This is a genomic window from uncultured Oscillibacter sp. (assembly GCF_950073225.1).
In the GTDB taxonomy this organism is placed as follows: domain Bacteria; phylum Bacillota; class Clostridia; order Oscillospirales; family Oscillospiraceae; genus Oscillibacter.
In genome coordinates, this window is the sequence record NZ_CATMPS010000006.1 from 1 (window position 1) to 17,691 (window position 17,691).

The following is a 17,691-nucleotide window of genomic DNA, read 5'->3' on the forward strand; positions in this document are numbered from 1 at the left end:
GAGGTGGAAACAGTGGTGGCGGACGCTGCCTACAAGACCCCGCATATCTGCAAAAAGGTATTCCGGGATGGCCGGGTATTATCTACTGCCTACAAGCGGCCCATGACGATGAAGGGTGGACATCCCTCCCTGCCGGTCCGGGGGCAGAGCCTCGGAGAAGGGCTCCGAGATGCTGCGGTTCATGTCCCATTTAACATAGGAGATGTTGCCCTGCTCCAAACGCCGGACCTTCATCCAGCGTTCCCGGGACCAGGCCCCGGAGAAGTGGACAAACTCATAGTCGCGGTCGGGAAGGTCCAGGCAGAGGCTCATGGCGTGGGTGAGGTGGAGGTCCAGATCCCCCTCATTCACCAGCCGGGCGGAGCGGGCCAGCGCCGGCCGGTCCGCGAAGAGGGTGTAGTTCAGGTCCAGGGAGACCCCCAGCAGCTCGTCCCGCAGACGGACGGTGAGGGTTTCGGCCTCGCTGCCGGCCTCGCAGTAGGTGGCGGGCAGGCCCTCCAGGGCGGGCTTGCCGGGAGTGACGCTGTGGGACTGGACCACAAAGTCCGTGATTTGGCTGCCGTTGGGCTGTAGAATCTGCACGGCGGGGTGGCGGTAGTCGGTGGAGCCGTAGGAGGGGTACTCCTGCCGGGTATGCTCCGGGGAGAAGAGCTTGTTCCCCTCAAAGACCCAGGAGCTCATGGGGCGGTGCTTCATCTCCAGCAGGTGGTCGAAGCTCTCCCGGTCCCGGATGGCCTTTCCAAAGTACAGCTGCCCCAGGGCCCCGTTGGGAAGCACCTTCATGATGTAGCTGATTTGACCGTTGGTCAGGTGGAAGGTTTTCGTGCTCTCGTGGTAGGCGATGCTCATAAAGGGTCCTCCTTATGCGGTATACGGTATTGGGCTTACTTCCGGCCCTGCTTGGCGTGGAGGGCGTTGACGTCCTTCGTTAGCTGGTCAAGGCGCGCGCCCTTCAGCTTGTACTGGGTCTTGTAAATCAGGAAGCTGAGGATGGCCAGGGCGATGGGCACGGCAAACATAAGGAAGCGGATGCCCATGATGGTGCCGGCGGACTGAGCGCCGGAGGCCTCGGGATTGTAGCCGATGACGTCCAGGCCCACGCCGGTGAGGGTGGCGGCCACGGCGGAGGCGGCCTTCATATCTGATTTTAGCAGAAGAACCGGGAAAATGTGATGGAAATATGTTTGAAAGAACGGAGGATATGTTAGTTTCAAACATTGAATGTCAAAATGACGGCTTGAAATTTGTACAATATTACGACATATGCTTCAATTGTCGCAGACTAAAATGTCTGTTTTTGGTGCAAAGTGCCTATATTTTCCAGTTCCAAAAAGATGAGGAATGTTATCTCTCCGCATTTCAAAAACAGTTGAAATGTTAAATAGATTCCGACTTCCACCGCTTTCCGGAAATGTGCGGCGTTTGCAAAGCGGAATTGGTTATAATAACGGAAAATCACATATTTTTTTGTGCAAGAAGTATAATTTCAAGGCGGCGCGCCAGGAAACTTTGCCCAGTTTGATTCTTGCCAAGAGCAGGGGGGGAGGCTATACTAAGGCCATCCTCCGGGGAGCGCGAAACCGGAGGGAACCTACCAACAACGACGCGGAAGGCGGAAGCCTTCCAGGAAACAGGAGGATAGAACCATGTTTCAGAAGATGTTTGATGAAGCCGGCGCCCTTTGCTTTGGCAGCCTGATGCTCACTTCCAATATGAATAAGGCCGGGGTCGAGGATGGATTCGACCGCCTGCGCAAGCAGGAGGCCGCCCGGAAGAACCGGAGCACGGCAGGCGGCATGTTCTGCCGCAAGGCCTACCGGCACGCCTGAGCGTCCGGCACAGGCAGCTGAAAAAAGGAAGAGGGAAACGGGTGCGTTTCCCTCTTCCTTTTTTGTCCAGGCGCCGCGCCGGCTCCGGGGAGGGGCGGCGTTTCGCGGCAAAATCCCGCCCCGTTCTTACTTCCCGGGGATCTCCCCCACGCCCTTTAGGATGAACTTGGGCCGGTACGGGTATTCCTCGCAAGTCTCCCGGGTGGATACGCCGGAGAGCACCAGGACGGTGTCCAGGCCGGTTTCAATGCCCGCGATGATGTCCGTGTCCATCCGGTCCCCGATCATCACGGCGTTTTCCGAGTGGACCCCCAGCATCCGCAGGCCGGTGCGCATCATCAGGGGATTGGGCTTGCCCACGAAATAGGCGCTCTTGCCCGTGGCCAGCTCAATGGGGGCGATGAGGGCCCGGCAGGCCGGGACGATGCCCGCCTCCGAGGGGGCCGTCAGGTCCGGGTTGGTGCCGATGAGCTTCGCCCCGGCGTTTACCAGGCGGATGGCCTTGGTAATCTGCTCCAGGTTATAGGCGGAGGACTCCCCCACCACCACATAGTCCGGGTTCACGTCGTTGTAGGTGATGCCTTTGTCGTACAGGGCGTTGGTGATTCCGTGCTCGCCCACTACGTAGGCGCTGCACCCCGGGGCCTGGCTGTCCAGGAAGTGGGCCGTGGCCAGGGCGCTGGTGTAAAAGTGGGACTCGTCCACCTCCAGCCCCATCCGGGCCAGCTTCTGCTGAAGCTCCTTGGGGGTGTACTGGCTGGAGTTCGTGAGGAACAGGAAATTTTTCTTTTCCTCCGCCAGCCACTGGACAAATTTCTTCACGCCCGGCAGCACTTGATTCCCGTGATAGATCACGCCGTCCATGTCGCAGATAAAGCCTTTTTTCTTTCTCAGTTGATCCATGGTTTACTCCCGATTCCTCCAGGGGCGCGGAGCCCTGGGTAATATGGTTTCCTCTTCTTGAAGTATCCCACATTCCGGCGGCTTTGTCAAAGAAAAAACGGAAAAGTTTCCTCCCGGCCGCCGTTTTGCCCGCTGTCCAATTCGTAAAAACAGCCGGAAACCGGCAGCGCTCCTTTTTAAATTCCCAAAAGATAAAAAAGCGATTGAACTTTTCTCCCATTTCCTGTATAATCAGATCAGCCGGGGAGAAGTTCTGGCCCCGCTGCTTTCCATACACATTTTTATTAAGGAGGAAAACCAGTATGAAGAAGTTTCTTGCATTGCTGCTGTCTATGATTCTGGTCTTGAGCCTAACCGCCTGCGGAGGCGGCGGAGGCGAAGACAGCAAGCCCGCGGACGAGTCCAAGCCCGCCGACACCCAGCCGCCCGCCGATTCCGGCAGCGAACCCGCCGAGGGCAAAACCGTGAAGGTGGGCCTCATCTGCATCGGCGACGAAAACGACCAGGGCTACACCTACAACTTCATCCGGGGCAAGGAGGCCGCCACAGAGGCCCTGGCCGCCAAGGGCATCAACGTGGAATGGGTCACCAAATGGAACATCGGAGAGGACTCCGGCTGCGAGGACGCCAACATCGAACTGGCGGACGAGGGCTGCGACCTCATCATCAACAACTCCTTCGGCTTCGAGCCCTTCATGCTGAAGGTGGCCCCCGACTATCCCGAAATCGAGTTCATCGCCTGCACCAACCAGGCCTCCTGGGGCGACAGCCTGGACAACACCCACAACGCTTTCGCCAACATCTACGAGGGCCGCTATTTGGCGGGCATCGTGGCGGGCATGAAGCTCCAGCAGATGATTGACGACGGGGAAATTTCCGCCGATCAGGCCGTCATCGGCTACGTTGGCGCCTTCTCCTTCGCCGAGGTTATTTCCGGCTTCACCTCTTACTTCCTGGGCGCCCGGAGCGTCTGCCCCAGCGTCACCATGAAGGTCCAGTTCGTGGGCTCCTGGTCCGACGCCACGGAAGAGGCCAACGCCGCTTCCGCCCTGGCGGACATGGGCTGCGTTATGATCTCCCAGCACTCCGACAACACCACCCCCGCCACCACGGCCCAGTCCAAGGGCGTGTTCCACACGGGCTATAACAACGACATGATCTCCGTCGCCCCCGAGGCTTCCCTCATCGGCACCCGGATCAACTGGGCCCCCTATTTCGAGTACGCCATCGAGTCTGTGGCCAACGGAGAGAGCTTTGATCAGGACTGGTGCCACGGCATGGACATGGACGCCGTGGTCATGACGGACCTGAACGAGGCCATTGCCGCCCCCGGCACCGCCGAGAAGCTGGCGGAAGTGGAAGACAAGCTCCGCACCGGCGATCTCCAGGTCTTCGACACCTCCACCTTCACCATTGAGGGTAAGGCTCTGGAAAGCGCCTTCGCCCTGGACACCGACGGCGACTTCACTCCCGATTCCGAGGAAGCCGTGTTCGACGGGGCCTTCCACGAGTCCTACTTCCAGTCCGCGCCCTACTTTGCCCTGTCCATTGACGGCATCGAGTGGCTGAACTCCGCGTTCTGATTCAGCCTACAAAAGAACTTGATAGGGGCCCCTGCGGGGGCCCCTGTTCTTTTCCACTCCATCCCGACTCCGCCCGGCGCAAGCGCAGTCCCCCGCCGGGACCTCTTAGAAAGGATGAGCGTTTTTTGGAACACAATGTATGCGCCATTGAGCTAAAAGGCATTACCAAGCGCTTCGGCGAGGTGGTGGCCAACGATGGCATCGACCTGCAATTAAACCGGGGGGAAATCCTCTCCCTGCTGGGGGAGAACGGCAGCGGAAAAACCACGCTGATGAACATGCTCTCCGGCATCTACTTCCCCGACGAGGGCAAGATTTTTGTGAACGGCGAACCCGTCTCCATCCGCTCCCCCAAGGACGCCTTTGCGTGCGGCATCGGCATGATTCACCAGCACTACAAGCTGGTGGACGTGTTCACCGCCGCGGAAAACATCGTCTTAGGGCTGGAGGAGGGCGGCAAGCTGGATATCAAGGCCGCCGAGGCCAAGGTCCGGGACATCTGCAAACGCTATGGCTTTGACATCGACCCAGGCCAGAAGATCTACGACATGTCCGTCTCCCAGAAGCAGACGGTGGAGATCGTCAAGGTCCTCTACCGGGGGGCCGACATCCTGATTTTGGACGAGCCCACCGCCGTCCTCACCCCCCAGGAGACGGATAAGCTCTTCGAGGTGCTCCGGGCCATGAAGGCCGACGGGAAAGCCATCGTCATCATCACCCACAAGCTCCACGAGGTCATGGCCCTCTCCGACAAGGTCTCCGTCCTCCGGAAGGGCAAGTACATCGGAACCGTGAAAACCAGCGAGACGAGCCCCCAGGCCCTTACGGACATGATGGTGGGCCACGCCGTGACCCTGAACATCGACCGCCCCCGGTACGAACGGCCGGTGAAGCGCCTGGAGGTCAAGGACCTCACCGTCCTGGACGGCGAGGGGGTCAAGAAGCTGGACAATGTGTCCTTCACCGCCCTGGGCGGCGAAATCCTGGGCGTGGCGGGCATTGCCGGGTCCGGCCAGAAGGAGCTGCTGGAGGCCATTTCCGGCCTCTGCCTGGTCAGCCAGGGGGAAATTCTCTACACCCCCGACGGACAGCCCCCCGCCAATCTGGTGGGCAAAACCCCCATGCAGATCCGAAAGGCCGGGGTGGCCATGGCCTTCGTGCCCGAGGACCGGCTGGGCATGGGCCTGGTGGGGTCCATGGGCATGACGGGGAACATGATGCTCCGCTCCTGGAAGAAGGGCCCCGGGGTCTTCCTCAACCGGAAGGACCCCAACGAATTGGCCCTGCGGGTCTGGAAGGAGCTGGAGGTGGTGACCCCCGGCACGGACTTCCCCGTCCGCCGGATGTCCGGCGGCAACGTGCAGAAGGTGCTGGTGGGCCGGGAAATCGCCAGCGCCCCCTCGGTGCTCATGACCGCCTACGCGGTCCGGGGTCTGGACATCAACACCTCCTATACCATTTATAATCTGCTGACGGAACAGAAGATGAAGGGCGTGGCCGTCATCTACGTGGGCGAGGACCTGGACGTGCTGCTGGAGCTGTGCGACCGGATTCTGGTCCTCTGCGGCGGAAAGGTCAGCGGCGTGGTGGACGCCCGGTCCGCCACCAAGGAGCAGATCGGCCTGCTGATGACCCGCCTGGGCGGAAAGGAGGCAGAGGCATGAGCCACGAGAAGAAGATTCCCCTCATCCGCCTGGCGAAGCGGGACGGCATGGAGAGCTGGAAGGTCTGGTGCATTCGGGCCGGGTCCATCCTCTTCGCCCTGCTGCTGGGGGCCCTGGTAATGGCCCTGGCGGGGGCCAGCCCCGTCACCGCTTACGGCACCATGATTTCCGGCGCTCTGGGTAAGAAAAGCGCCATCCGCCAGACGGTGAAGATCGCCGTCCCCCTGCTGGGCTGCGCCCTGGCCATCGCCCCCTGCTTCAAGATGCGCTTTTGGAACATCGGCGCGGAGGGCCAGATTACCGCCGGGGCCATCGCCGCCAGCTACTTCGCCCTCTTCTGGGCAAACCGTCTCCCCTCCCCCGTTCTGCTGCTGGTGATGGGGCTGGCGGGCGCGCTGGCCGGGGGCCTCTGGGCCCTGATCCCCGCCTTTTTCAAGGCCAAGTGGAACACCAACGAGACGTTGTTCACCCTGATGATGAACTATATCATCATTGGCGTGGTCCGCTGGCTCCAAGGCGGGCCCTGGGAGGGCCGGAAGGGCTCCCAGATTATCCCGCAGTTTGACGAGGCCGCCTGTCTCCCCCGGGTGCTGGGGGTCCACTGCGGCTGGATCATCGTGCTGGTTCTGGTGGTTTTCATGCACGTCTACATGAACCACACAAAACACGGATATGAAATCGCGGTCATCGGCGACAGCATCAACACCGCCCGGTACGCGGGCATGAACGTGGGCCGGGTGATGATGCGGACCATGTTCCTCTCCGGGGCCATCAGCGGCATCGTCGGGTTTATCGTGGCCTCCGGGGCCAACAACACGCTGTACGACGGCGTGGCCGGAGGCGTGGGCTTCACCTCCATCACCGTGGCCTGGCTCAGCCAGCTCAACGCCTTCGCCATGGTGGGCATCTCCGGCCTGCTGGCGGTTTTGAGCAAGGGGGCCGAGACCCTTCAGACCCGCATGGCGGTGCCCACCTCCATCTCCGACATCATCACCGGCATCCTGCTGTTCTGCATGCTGGGCTGTGAGTTCTTCATTAACTACAAGCTGATTTTCCGCGGCGCGGGGAGGAAGGAGGCGCGGCATGGGTAATTTTCTGAGCTTGTTCCTGGCCCTCATCATCGCCGCCATCACCTACGGCACGCCGCTGCTCTTCGGCACCCTGGGGGAGATTCTGACGGAGAAGTCCGGCAGCCTGAACCTGGGCGTGGAGGGCATCATGTTCATGGGCGGCGCCCTGGGTCTGGGGGGCGTGTTCTACTATGAGAAGGCGGCGGGAGCCGGGGCCAGCGGCTTTGCGGCCGTGGGCATCGGCATCCTCTGCGCCTTCCTGGCGGGGGCCCTGGCCTCTCTGATTTTCAGCTTCCTCACCATCACCCTCCGGGCCAACCAGAACGTCACCGGCCTGGCCCTGTCCATCTTCGGCACCGGCGTGGGCCAGTTCGTGGGCGAATACATGCGGGTCCGGGAGAACGGGTATATCTCTATCGGCAACGCCCTGAAGGGATTTTTCCAGAACTCCCCCTTCCCGGCGGCCCTCCAGAAGATCCCCATTGTGGGCGGCGTGCTGTTTGGCAACAGCGTGTTTTTCTACCTGGGGCTCATTCTGGCGGCCGGAATGTTTTTCTTCCTAAACCGCACCCGGACGGGCCTGTATCTCCGCTCGGTGGGCGAGTCCCCGGCCACGGCGGACGCGGCGGGCATCGCCGTGGAGCGGTACAAATACCTGGCCACGGTCATCGGCGGCGGGATCTCCGCTGTGGGCGGCATGGTGTACATCATGACTATCGCCGGGTGCGTGTGGAACCACGAGGGGCTCAGCGGCGTGGGCTGGCTGGCGGTGGCCCTGGTGATCTTCTGCATGTGGCGGCCCCTGTCCGCCATCTGGGGCTCGGTGCTCTTCGGCGCGCTGATGATTTTGTACCTGCGGCTGGTGCTGCCCTTTGTGCCCACCCAGCTCTACAAGATTTTGCCCTATGTGGTGACGGTGATTGTGCTGATCGTCTCCAGCATGCGCAACAACAAGGAGAAGCAGCCCCCCGCCAGCCTGGGGCTGGCCTACTTCCGGGAGGATCGGTAAGCGCCCCTCTTTGGGGAGCTTGTGAAGACCGGCGGCCTTACGGGCCGGCTCCGCGCCGCGCCTGTAAGGCCGCCGGTTTTTCCTTTTTTCGTGCCAGCTTTCCAGTTAAAGCGTTTACAATGTTGACACGCCGGGCGCTTTCCAGTATAATAATCCCGCTGTAAATTATGGCAGGAGGTCGATCGTGTCATGAAACAATTTTATGGAATGAGCCAGCGGGGAAACCTGGACGAGGCCCTCAGCGGACTGCGCAATCCTGAGTTCATCATGCTTTTATCCAACAACAACCAGTTTGAGGCCCATGTCAAGGCCCTGGAGCAGCGCTTTCCCGGCGTGCCCAGCATCGGCTGCATCGGAATGTGCTACCAGCTGGGCGTGGTGGAAAACGGCGTGGGCGTCATCGCCTTTTCCGAAGGCGTTACCGCTGCCGCGGGCGTTTTGGAGGAAGTGTCCGCCATGCCGGTGAAGTATATCCAGCGGATGGAGCGGGATATGCAGGCGGTAGGAGGCACCGGCGGCGACACGGTGTGCATTGACTTTTGTGCCGGAAATGACGCCTGCGTGCTGACCACCATCCACACCGTCCTCCACAAGCGGGGCGTCCCCCTGGTGGGGGGCACCGGCGGCGAGGGCCGGGTCTCCGCCAACGGCCGGGTGTATGCCGACGCCGTGGCCTACGGCCTGGTGCGGAATCGGGGCGGCCGGGTGAAGACCTATAAGGAAAACATCTACCACCAGCTGGGGGACTACCGCTTCATCGCCTCCGACACGGACCGGGCCAACTACATACTGGGCTCCCTGAACGGCAAGCCCGCCAAGCAGGTCTACAAGAGCATCCTCCACGTAACGGACGAGGAAATTCTGACCCGTACCTTCCAGAATCCCTTCGGCAAAATCAACGGAGACGACACCTGCATCATCTCCATCAAGGAGGTCAACGGAAACGCCCTGGCCTGCTTCCGGCAGGTCAACGACTCCGACGTTTTGATCCTCCTGGAGCTGGGGGACTATCAGGCCATCACCCGGAACACCATCCAGCAGATTCAGCGGGAGTTCCCCCGGCGCTCGGCGGTGTTCTCCGTCAACTGCCTGTTCCGGTATAAGCTGTTCTCCGAGCGGGGCTACATGCAGACCTACCTCCGGGAGATGGGGGCCCTGGGCTGCCACGCGGGCCTCGTGGGCTACGGAGAGCACTACAACAACCGCTTTGTCAACCAGTCCATGACCTGCGCGGTCTTTGAGTAAGGGGGAGTCGGGATGTTATTCGCGGGAAAGAACCGGCGGGAGCCGGAGCGGCCTCAGGAGGAAAAGAGCCTTTACCCGGTCCTCCATGTGGCGGACAGCTTGAAGGAATACCAGCGGGAGCTGGTGAAAAAAGAAGTGGTCTCCCTCTCGGAGCTGAGCCTGGTGGGTTCCACCTTCTCCGGCGTGCTGAACGAGGCGGACCACTTTCAAGATAAGCTCCAGGAGCTGGGCCAGTCCTTCGCCAACATTGACGACGTGGCGGGAGAGTTCGCCCACGTCCGGGCGGAAATCGGCGGCACGGTCCTCGAGGCCCAGGGGCTGATGGAGGAGCTGAAAAACACCTCCACGAAAATCCAGGCGTCCTATGACGAGATGGCGGACATCTTCGGAAACCTTCAATCCGCCATCCGGGGCATCCAGCAGTGCATGGGGAAAATCGTCTCCATCGCCGACCAGACCAACATCCTGGCCATCAACGCCTCCATTGAGGCGGCCCGGGCCGGGGTGGAGGGAAAAGGCTTCGCCGTGGTGGCCGCCCAGGTAAAGGAGCTGGCCAAGGAGATCAAGCAGCTGGCCGGCGAGGTGGACACCGGCGTATGTGACGTGGAAACCCGGGCCGGAGATCTCAGCAGCAGCATCCAGTCCTCCCAGCAGACCCTGAACCAGGGCGTGGGCGTCGTGGGCCAGACCGACGAGAGCTTCCGCAAGATCATAGCCACTGCCGAAAGCTCTGCCTCCGTGCAGACGGAGATCTCCGGGGTCATTCAGATGTCCCAGCAGGAGCTGGCGGTGCTTTGCCAATTCTTTGACCAGATCAAGGCCCAATATCAGGAGGTCGTCAAGCACATCGACCAGGCCAGCCGCCTAGGCACCACGAAGAGCGCCATGTTTGAGGATATGGACAACATGATTTCCCAGATTCGGCCCTTTATCAAGGACATGGAGGCGGGAGAGCGCTCTGGAAAATAACGGGAAGACAGCAGAACAGGCGGCGGACGTGAAGCGTCCGCCGCCTGTTTTTCGTGTTTCCCGGCTTTTTACATCAGCACAATTTCGCCGCACAGCAGCTTGGCGACGCATTGGTGAGTCTCCTGCCGCAGGCGGAGGAACTCGTCGCCCATGTTGATCTCTGTTCCCGCGTAGGCCACGCCGCACTCCATGCGGCCGCCGTCCTGGTCCTTCAAGTCCTCCCTGGCGCTGTCCAGCTCCTCTTCCAGCTGCTTCAGCCGGAGTTCGGACATGGACATCTTCATCCGGACCTTGCCCATGAGGCTGGCTTTGGCCGGGCTGTCCAGCTGGGCCTCCAGCCGCTCCAATTCCGCCGCCAGGCTTACCAGCTTCTTGCGGACCAGATCCTTTTCCAGGGTGGCGCAGGGCATGCCCCCCAAGGCAATGGAGGTCTTGACCTCCGACTTGGCGCCGACGGCGCTGGCGTTGACCCGCTTGGCGGCCCAGACACGCCCGCCGATGATGCTGCCCCGGCCGGAGCGGAGAATCACCTCGCCGTCGCAGTAAATCCGGCCGTTGACGATGCAGTCCGTCTGCAAGTTCTCCCGGACGAAGATGGTGGCGTTTTCAATGTACTTGGCGAAGATGCACCGCCCGGCCCGGATGACGGTGGTGCCGTCCCCCAGGATGCCCTTGACCACCGTCAAATCGCCGCCGGCCTCCACGGTGCTTCCGGCTTCCACCACGCCGCCCACATAGATGTTTCCCATGGCCTTGACGGTGAAGCCGCTGAGCACGTCGCCCTTGATGTTGACATCGCCTACGAATTTGATTTTTCCGGTGGAGAAATCCACGTCGCCGTCGATGTCCAGCACCGGCTTGACCTGGAAGGTGCTTCCGGCAAACTCCACATGGCCCGGCATGGAGGCGATGAGGGTGTCCCCGTCCTCGCTGATTTCCGTGTTCCGCCCCTTGGGAAGGGGAACGGACTTCCCGCTCTTGGCGGGGACCTCCTGGTTCGTCACCGTCCGGCCCGGCTCGCCCTCGGTGGGGCGGATGAGGTGGCAGATCTCCTGCCCCTCCTCCACGTTGCAGATAAGGTTCAGCGCGGTGTAGTCCACCTGGCCGAACTCGTTTACCTCCAGCACCCGCTGAATTTCCCGGGGGAAATTGTCCACGATGTTGCCGTTGCGCCCGTCAAAAGCGGGCTTTCCAATTGCCACCAGGTAGAGGTTAAAATACCGGTCCCGATCGTGGGCCGCCCGGTCCAGCAGGGCGGTGTTCAAGCCAAAGGAAATGTTCTGGGCCGCCAGGGCCTGGTAAATCATGTCCCGGCTTACCTCCGCTCCCGCTCCCACAGGCGGGAAAATCAGCATCCAGGCGTAAATCTTATCCGAGGACAGGTGGAACCAGGGACGGGCGTCCATGATCAGCTGCTCCTCCGGGGCCTCTGCCGCCGCCTCGCTTTCCGCCTTTTTCTTGCTGTGCTTGCCCCGGGTCCGGCCCTTCGCCGCCTTCCACCGGGTGCCGCACACGCTCTTTAGGGAGGATTGCAGCCGGTTCTTCTCCTTTTCCAGCAGCTCGGGCGGCAGCACGCCGTCCTCGTCCATGCATAAATGCGGATAGGGAAGGGCGCCGCTTTCCTTCTGCCGCAGCTCGTGGAGCTGGCGGATGGGATGGTCCGAGGGGATTTCCAGCCGGGTGGGGTCGTCGGGGGCCGCCGCTGGAGCCTCCGGGATCTCCTGTGCCGTGCGCTCCAGCTCCTCCGGCAGGGCCTCCTCCGGCAGTTCTTCTTTTTTGGGATGGAATAGGAAAGATGATAGTTTGTCCTTAAATGACATGGGGGACACCTCGATTCTTCTGCGCCTAAATAACTTTACTATACCATTATACTAAACTTTCACCCCAAAGGGAAGAGGGAATTGCCATATTCCAAATATATATTTTAAAGCCGGGGAAAGGGCCGGGGAGTCTTGCGCCGGAGGGGCGGGTCTGTTATAATAACGCAGAACGGGCCGGCAAAAATGGTTTTGAGAGAGGTGGGACCGCCATGAATTTTACCATCAGGCGCTTTCAGGAGCGGGACGCGGAGGAGACCTCCGCCGTCATTGGAGCGGCGCTGCGAATCAGCAACGCCCCGGACTATCCGGCGGAGATCATTCAGGAGATGCTGGAGCTTTACGCTCCGGGAAATCTGCTGGAACAGGCGGGAAACGAGCATTTGTACGTTCTCCTGGATGGGAACAGGATAATCGGCTGCGGCGGCATCGCGCCCTATCTGGGCAGCGAGACGGAGAGCATCCTGGTGACCATCTTCGTCCTGCCGGAGCGCCAGGGAACGGGCGCGGGGCGAGCGCTCATGGAAACCCTGGAGAAGGATACGTACTTCCTGCGGGCGGACCGGGTGGTGATCCACTCCTCCATCACGGCCCGGGATTTTTACCTCAAAATGGGATACCAATTTTCAGACGGCGTGGGAACCCCCGATGAGGAAGGGTGCATCCGTATGGAAAAGAAGGCCTGAAAAGAAATGCCCTTCCGCAAGGGAGGGCTTGCTGATTCTTTCCGGGAGAAGCGGGGCCTCCGCCAGGCCCGCCGGGCGCATTCCCGAACCGCGAAGAGCCCCTCCGCTATTTCTTAACCTGGGACAGGTAGCGGTACACGCTGGCCTGGGAGCAGCCCAAGCCCGCGGCCACATCCTTCACGGCTCCCTTAAGCAGGAAAATCCCGCTCTCCTCCAGGGCGGCGATGATCAGCAGCCGCTCCTCGGAGGTCAGCCGTTTCGCCGGGACCCCCAGGCGCTCCAGCTCGTGGGCGATGGCGTCCTGGGCCACGGCCTCGGTGGAGTTGCGGAAGGTCTCCGGCCGGGAGGCGTGTTCGCCCTCCGGCGGCTGTTCCAGGGCCTGAACGAACTGGTTCGGGTGGCAGAGGGTCAGGACCTGCTGGGCAAAGCTCTGAAAGCGGCTGTCGTCAAAGTTGATGCAGAGCATCCCGATGAGCTTCCCGTCCTCCTTAATGAACATGGTGCTGGAGCGCAGGGCGTTCCCGGCGGCGGAGACGCCGGAGTAGTGCAGGCGGTAGTCCTGCCACTCATAGCTCTCGTCCTTCAAGACGCTCAGGGCCATGTTGGTCAGCGGCGCGCCGATTTCCCGGCCGCTGATGTAGCCGTTGGCAATGGCGATAATGGAGCGGTTTTTGTCCGTCAGGTCGTGGAGGGCCACCTCATAGTCCGGGCCCAGGGCGGCGCCCAGAAATTCCGTCAGCTTCACGTACTGGCGCAGCAGGGCGTTGGCGGTATCCGGCATAGGAGCCTCCTTTCCTTCCTGCGGGGGAATCCGTTCTTTCTTTTTTCCTCATTTTAGTATTATATTCCGAAAAAGAACCTCTGTCAAAAAAATTTTTTCTCACCGTGAGAAAGGTCGGCCTTTCATAGGCTATTTATATTTTCCATAAAAATTATATCAGGAAAATAGTGATTCATACAAAACGCACAAAAGGGATTGACATTTTTTAGGAGTGCTGATAAAATTACCTCACATTAAGAAGCAAATGCAGCCATTTTTGTGTCATTTGCTCCTTTGCTCCCTTCCCAGGAGCGCCCGCAAAGCCCCGTCCCTCACACCAGGTACTGTCCGCTAGGCGCCCCGTCCGGCCATGGGAAAGCCGGACCGGCGACGACCGGGGTACCTCCTGAACATCTGGCGAAAGCCACACTTTATGGAGGTAAATCAAAATGGACAAGAACATGACGCACTATCCCCTGGACGTTCCCGCTCCTCATCACTTCACCTTCGCCGTCCGCGACCTGCCCACCGTCACCGTGGAGCAGCGTGAGCGGGCCCTGAAGGCCACGCATTACAACGAGTTCGCTTTCCCCTCCGGAATGCTGACCGTGGATATGCTGTCTGACTCCGGCACCACCGCCATGACCAACCAGCAGTGGGCCACCCTCTTCCTGGGCGACGAGGCCTATGGCCGGAACACCGGCTATTATGTCCTGCTGGATACCTTCCGCGACATCTTTGAGCGGGGCGGGGAGAAGAACTGGAAGAAGTCCATCGACCTGGTGCGCACCGACTGCCGGGACGTGGAGAAGATGATGAATGAGCTGTACCTGTGCGAGTATGAGGGAGGCCTCTTCAACGGCGGCGCCGCGCAGATGGAGCGCCCCAACAGCTTTATCATCCAGCAGGGCCGAGCCGCAGAGTCCGTGCTGATGGAGATTGTGAAGAAGATTCTGGCCCAGCGCCACCCCGGCAAGGTCTTTACCATCCCCTCCAACGGCCACTTTGACACCACCGAGGGCAACATCAAGCAGATGGGCTCCATCCCCCGCAACCTCTATCACAAGGAGCTGCTGTATCAAGTTCCCGAGGGCGGCAAGTATGAGAAAAACCCCTTCAAGGGCAACATGGACATCGACAAGCTGGAGCAGCTGATCCAGGGCGTCGGCCCCGAGAATGTGCCCCTGATCTTCACCTGCATCACCAATAACCCCATCTGCGGCCACCCCGTCTCCATGGGCAACATCAAGGAGATTCACCGGATTTCCCGGAAGTATGACATCCCCCTGATCTTCGACGTGGCCCGCTGGGCGGAGAACTGCTACTTCATCAAGATGAACGAGCCCGGCTATGAGGACAAATCCATCGCCGAGATCGCCACGGAAATGTTCTCCTACTGCGACGGCTTCTCCATGTCCGCCAAGAAGGACGGCCACTCCAACATGGGCGGCATGCTGGCCTTCCGGGATAAGGGCCTGTTCTGGCAGAAGTTCTCCGACTTCAACGAGGACGGAAGCGTCAAGACCGACGTGGGCGTGCTGCTGAAGGTCAAGCAGATCTCCTGCTACGGCAACGACTCCTACGGCGGCATGAGCGGCCGGGACATCATGGCCCTGGCCTGCGGCCTGTATGAGAGCTGCGACTTCCGTTACATGGACGGCCGCGTGAAGCAGTGCGAGTATCTGGCCCAGGGCTTCTACAAGGCCGGGGTCAAGGGCGTGGTTCTGCCCGCCGGCGGCCACGCGGTGTATATCAACATGGACGAGTTCTTCGACGGCAAGCGGGGCCACGACACCTTCGCCGGAGAGGGCTTCTCCCTGGAGCTCATCCGCCGGTACGGCATCCGCGTCTCGGAGCTTGGCGACTACTCCATGGAGTATGACCTGAAGACCCCCGAGCAGCAGGCGGAGCTTGCCAACGTGGTCCGGTTCGCCATTGACCGCGACCGCCTGACCCAGGAGCACCTGGACTACGTCATTGCCGCTGTCAAGGCCCTCTATGAGGACCGGGAGAGCATCCCCAACATGCGCATCGTCTGGGGCCACAAGCTGCCCATGCGCCACTTCCATGCCTTCCTCGAGCCCTATCCCAACGAGGAGAAGTAAGTCCCCCCTGAAAAGTAAGTGCCACTGTACCGCAGGTTGAGTGTACAGCTTAGAGAGGGCGTCCGCCCTGTTCCAAAGTCAAATGACGTGGACCCGGCGGACAGCCCTCTCTTTCTCGTTTTTGGCCGGCGGTTGTGTGTATATCGAGAAAGAGGAGGAAATTGTTACATGAGCAACGAGACCTTGCAAACCCGCGACGGGTTTAAGAGCCAGTGGGGCTTTATCCTGGCCTGCATCGGCTCCGCCGTCGGCATGGGCAACATCTGGCGCTTCCCCATCATGGTTGCCAAGTGGGGCGGCCTGACCTTCCTGATTCCCTATTTCATCATCGTTCTTCTGGTGGGCAACTCCGGCGTTATGGAGGAGTTCGCCCTGGGCCGCCGGGCCCAGGCGGGCCCCATCGGCGCGTTCGGCCACGCTACCGAGGCCAGAAACGGCAACCGGAAGCTGGGCGAGGCCATCGGCCTGATTCCCATCCTCGGCTCTATGATGCTGGCAATCGGCTACACCGTGGTCATGAGCTGGATCTTCAAGTACACCTTCATGTCCCTCAGCGGCAGCCTGTACGCCATGGGCCAGGACATGTCCCAGATCGGCCCCGCCTTTGACGCCGCCGCTCCCGGGGCCGATACCATCGGCGAGGCCATCGGCATGATGCTCCAGGGCGGCATCTTCGGAGTGGGCAACAGCATGTGGCTGATCATCGGCCTGGTAGTGGCGATGATCATCATGGCCATGGGCGTGGCCAACGGCATCGAAAAAGCCAATAAGATCATGATGCCCGTGCTGTTCGGCCTGTTTGTCATCCTGGCCGTGTACATCGGCTTCCAACCCGGCGCTTCCGAGGGATACAAGTTCCTGTTCACCCTGGACCCCAAGGGCCTGGTGAATCCCCAGGTGTGGATTTACGCCTTCGGCCAGGCGTTCTTCTCCCTGTCCGTGGCGGGCAACGGCTCCGTTATCTATGGTTCCTACCTGCCCAAGGACGAGGACATCCCCGCCTCCGCCCGGCGCGTGGCCCTGTTCGACACCCTGGCCGCCCTGCTGGCCGCCTTCGTCATCATCCCCGCCATCGGCGCCTCCGGCTTCTCCCTTGCGGGCGTCGGCACCCCCGACGGCATCACCCCCGGCCCCGGCCTGATGTTCGTGTACCTGGTCAACATCCTCAACGGCATGCCCGGCGGGCGGATCATCGGCATCATCTTCTACGTGGCCGTCCTCTTCGCCGGCCTGAGCTCCATCGTCAACCTGTATGAGGCCCCCGTGGCCACCATGCAGGAGCAGTTCAAGCTCAAAAGAGGCCCCGCCGTGGCCGTCATCGGCATCATCGGCGTCGTTGTGGCCCTGCTGATCCAGCCCTGGACTTCCCAGTGGATGGACGTGGTCTCCATCTACATCTGCCCCCTGGGCGCTGGTCTCGCCGCCATCATGTTCTTCTTCGTCCTGCCCCGCAAGGAGGCTCTGGAGGAAGTCAACCACGGCACCAAGAAGCCCGTGGGCAAGTGGTTCGAGTACCTGGGCTATCTGTTCATCGCCATGTGCGTCGTGGCCCTGGTGGCCGGCGCCGCGCTGGGCGGCATCGGCTAAGCCCGGCTGCCCGTGAGCAGCTTCCCTTTGCACACGGTTTTACCTGTATGAGAAGCGCCCGCTGTCTTTCGACAGCGGGCGTTTTTTCACGTCTCCGGCTCTTCGCAGGGATTGACATAGTCCGGCGGGCAGAGGCGCTCCGCGCTCCACTGGAGCATCTGCTCCAGAATGGGTGTAAAGCTCTCTCCCAGCTCCGTCAGGGAGTACTCCACCCGGGGCGGCACCTCCCCATAGACCTCCCGGTGCAAAAACCCGTCCCGCTCCAGCTCCCGGAGCTGCTTGGTCAGGGAAGACTGGGTGATGCCGTCCAGGCGGCGCAGGAGCTGGCCGAAGCGCTGGACCTTGTAGAAGGACACATACCAGAGGATGAGGATTTTCCACTTGCCTCCCAGCACCGCCTGGAGGCTGGCCATGGGGACGCAGCGGGCCATCATATCCGGCGTCTGAAATTTGTTCCCGTCCAC

Annotated in this window: 16 protein-coding genes; 10 read left to right on the forward strand and 6 right to left on the reverse strand. The window is 61.0% G+C overall.

Annotated features, from left to right (window positions below):
- Nucleotides 1-78 precede the first annotated feature (78 nt).
- Nucleotides 79-849 (reverse strand): glycoside hydrolase family 36 N-terminal domain-containing protein, encoded by a 771-nt coding sequence (locus tag Q1M04_RS05025; RefSeq protein ID WP_297997405.1) that lies wholly within the window; start codon nucleotides 847-849, stop codon nucleotides 79-81.
- A gap of 35 nt (nucleotides 850-884) precedes the next feature.
- Entirely contained in the window at nucleotides 885-1,139 is a 255-nt protein-coding gene (locus Q1M04_RS05030; protein WP_297997406.1) for an MFS transporter, read from the reverse strand.
- A 507-nt stretch (nucleotides 1,140-1,646) separates the two neighbouring features.
- On the opposite strand from Q1M04_RS05030, the gene Q1M04_RS05035 reads away from it, so the two are divergent.
- On the forward strand, nucleotides 1,647-1,829 hold the full coding sequence (locus tag Q1M04_RS05035; RefSeq protein ID WP_293279878.1) for a hypothetical protein: 183 nt from the start codon (nucleotides 1,647-1,649) through the stop codon (nucleotides 1,827-1,829).
- A 126-nt stretch (nucleotides 1,830-1,955) separates the two neighbouring features.
- On the opposite strand, the gene Q1M04_RS05040 is transcribed toward Q1M04_RS05035, so the two are convergent.
- Nucleotides 1,956-2,732, reverse strand: coding sequence for an HAD-IIA family hydrolase (locus tag Q1M04_RS05040; protein ID WP_293279879.1), 777 nt, complete (start codon nucleotides 2,730-2,732; stop codon nucleotides 1,956-1,958).
- A 302-nt stretch (nucleotides 2,733-3,034) separates the two neighbouring features.
- Here Q1M04_RS05040 and Q1M04_RS05045 point away from each other — a divergent pair, with 302 nt between their 5' ends.
- From Q1M04_RS05045 to Q1M04_RS05070, 6 genes are all read left to right on the forward strand, one after another.
- Entirely contained in the window at nucleotides 3,035-4,315 is a 1,281-nt protein-coding gene (locus tag Q1M04_RS05045) for a BMP family ABC transporter substrate-binding protein (RefSeq protein ID WP_297293461.1), read from the forward strand.
- Nucleotides 4,316-4,440: 125 nt separating this feature from the next.
- Complete coding sequence (locus Q1M04_RS05050) at nucleotides 4,441-5,979, forward strand: ABC transporter ATP-binding protein (protein ID WP_297997409.1); 1,539 nt, start codon at nucleotides 4,441-4,443, stop codon at nucleotides 5,977-5,979.
- Nucleotides 5,976-7,070 (forward strand): ABC transporter permease, encoded by a 1,095-nt coding sequence (locus Q1M04_RS05055; RefSeq protein ID WP_297997411.1) that lies wholly within the window; start codon nucleotides 5,976-5,978, stop codon nucleotides 7,068-7,070. Before Q1M04_RS05050 ends, Q1M04_RS05055 begins: the two co-directional genes overlap by 4 nt.
- Nucleotides 7,063-8,058: an ABC transporter permease gene (locus tag Q1M04_RS05060; RefSeq protein ID WP_293279883.1), complete on the forward strand. Its 996-nt coding sequence runs from the start codon at nucleotides 7,063-7,065 to the stop codon at nucleotides 8,056-8,058. Before Q1M04_RS05055 ends, Q1M04_RS05060 begins: the two co-directional genes overlap by 8 nt.
- Before the next feature lie 189 nt (nucleotides 8,059-8,247).
- Nucleotides 8,248-9,303: an FIST signal transduction protein gene (locus tag Q1M04_RS05065; protein ID WP_297300698.1), complete on the forward strand. Its 1,056-nt coding sequence runs from the start codon at nucleotides 8,248-8,250 to the stop codon at nucleotides 9,301-9,303.
- 12 nt (nucleotides 9,304-9,315) lie between these two features.
- A complete protein-coding gene (locus Q1M04_RS05070) occupies nucleotides 9,316-10,272 on the forward strand; it encodes a methyl-accepting chemotaxis protein (RefSeq protein ID WP_297997413.1) in 957 nt (318 codons plus the stop codon).
- A gap of 68 nt (nucleotides 10,273-10,340) precedes the next feature.
- On the opposite strand, the gene Q1M04_RS05075 is transcribed toward Q1M04_RS05070, so the two are convergent.
- On the reverse strand, nucleotides 10,341-12,092 hold the full coding sequence (locus Q1M04_RS05075) for a DUF342 domain-containing protein (protein WP_297300700.1): 1,752 nt from the start codon (nucleotides 12,090-12,092) through the stop codon (nucleotides 10,341-10,343).
- Between the two features lie 209 nt (nucleotides 12,093-12,301).
- Here Q1M04_RS05075 and Q1M04_RS05080 point away from each other — a divergent pair, with 209 nt between their 5' ends.
- Nucleotides 12,302-12,775: a GNAT family N-acetyltransferase gene (locus Q1M04_RS05080; protein WP_297293470.1), complete on the forward strand. Its 474-nt coding sequence runs from the start codon at nucleotides 12,302-12,304 to the stop codon at nucleotides 12,773-12,775.
- A 106-nt stretch (nucleotides 12,776-12,881) separates the two neighbouring features.
- On the opposite strand, the gene Q1M04_RS05085 is transcribed toward Q1M04_RS05080, so the two are convergent.
- On the reverse strand, nucleotides 12,882-13,556 hold the full coding sequence (locus Q1M04_RS05085; RefSeq protein WP_204792063.1) for a transcriptional regulator: 675 nt from the start codon (nucleotides 13,554-13,556) through the stop codon (nucleotides 12,882-12,884).
- A gap of 428 nt (nucleotides 13,557-13,984) precedes the next feature.
- On the opposite strand from Q1M04_RS05085, the gene Q1M04_RS05090 reads away from it, so the two are divergent.
- Nucleotides 13,985-15,640, forward strand: a complete 1,656-nt coding sequence (locus Q1M04_RS05090; protein ID WP_295754971.1) for a tryptophanase — start codon at nucleotides 13,985-13,987, stop codon at nucleotides 15,638-15,640.
- 168 nt (nucleotides 15,641-15,808) lie between these two features.
- The gene (locus Q1M04_RS05095) at nucleotides 15,809-17,227 is read left to right on the forward strand and encodes a sodium-dependent transporter (protein WP_297997416.1); all 1,419 of its coding nucleotides are present in this window, start codon (nucleotides 15,809-15,811) and stop codon (nucleotides 17,225-17,227) included.
- Nucleotides 17,228-17,313: 86 nt separating this feature from the next.
- Here Q1M04_RS05095 and Q1M04_RS05100 read toward each other — a convergent pair whose 3' ends face one another.
- On the reverse strand, nucleotides 17,314-17,691 hold the full coding sequence (locus Q1M04_RS05100) for a helix-turn-helix domain-containing protein (protein WP_297997418.1): 378 nt from the start codon (nucleotides 17,689-17,691) through the stop codon (nucleotides 17,314-17,316).

What these genes read in the sequence shown, in the direction of transcription:
- Q1M04_RS05065 (WP_297300698.1), top strand. Translation starts at nt 8,248, where the DNA reads ATGAAACAATTTTATGGAATGAGCCAGCGGGGAAACCTGGACGAGGCC.
- Q1M04_RS05060 (WP_293279883.1), top strand. Translation starts at nt 7,063, where the DNA reads ATGGGTAATTTTCTGAGCTTGTTCCTGGCCCTCATCATCGCCGCCATC.
- Q1M04_RS05055 (WP_297997411.1), top strand. Translation starts at nt 5,976, where the DNA reads ATGAGCCACGAGAAGAAGATTCCCCTCATCCGCCTGGCGAAGCGGGAC.
- Q1M04_RS05025 (WP_297997405.1), bottom strand. Translation starts at nt 849, where the DNA reads ATGAGCATCGCCTACCACGAGAGCACGAAAACCTTCCACCTGACCAAC.
- Q1M04_RS05030 (WP_297997406.1), bottom strand. Translation starts at nt 1,139, where the DNA reads ATGAAGGCCGCCTCCGCCGTGGCCGCCACCCTCACCGGCGTGGGCCTG.
- Q1M04_RS05075 (WP_297300700.1), bottom strand. Translation starts at nt 12,092, where the DNA reads ATGTCATTTAAGGACAAACTATCATCTTTCCTATTCCATCCCAAAAAA.
- Q1M04_RS05045 (WP_297293461.1), top strand. Translation starts at nt 3,035, where the DNA reads ATGAAGAAGTTTCTTGCATTGCTGCTGTCTATGATTCTGGTCTTGAGC.
- Q1M04_RS05080 (WP_297293470.1), top strand. Translation starts at nt 12,302, where the DNA reads ATGAATTTTACCATCAGGCGCTTTCAGGAGCGGGACGCGGAGGAGACC.
- Q1M04_RS05085 (WP_204792063.1), bottom strand. Translation starts at nt 13,556, where the DNA reads ATGCCGGATACCGCCAACGCCCTGCTGCGCCAGTACGTGAAGCTGACG.
- Q1M04_RS05035 (WP_293279878.1), top strand. Translation starts at nt 1,647, where the DNA reads ATGTTTCAGAAGATGTTTGATGAAGCCGGCGCCCTTTGCTTTGGCAGC.
- Q1M04_RS05070 (WP_297997413.1), top strand. Translation starts at nt 9,316, where the DNA reads ATGTTATTCGCGGGAAAGAACCGGCGGGAGCCGGAGCGGCCTCAGGAG.
- Q1M04_RS05090 (WP_295754971.1), top strand. Translation starts at nt 13,985, where the DNA reads ATGGACAAGAACATGACGCACTATCCCCTGGACGTTCCCGCTCCTCAT.
- Q1M04_RS05040 (WP_293279879.1), bottom strand. Translation starts at nt 2,732, where the DNA reads ATGGATCAACTGAGAAAGAAAAAAGGCTTTATCTGCGACATGGACGGC.
- Q1M04_RS05095 (WP_297997416.1), top strand. Translation starts at nt 15,809, where the DNA reads ATGAGCAACGAGACCTTGCAAACCCGCGACGGGTTTAAGAGCCAGTGG.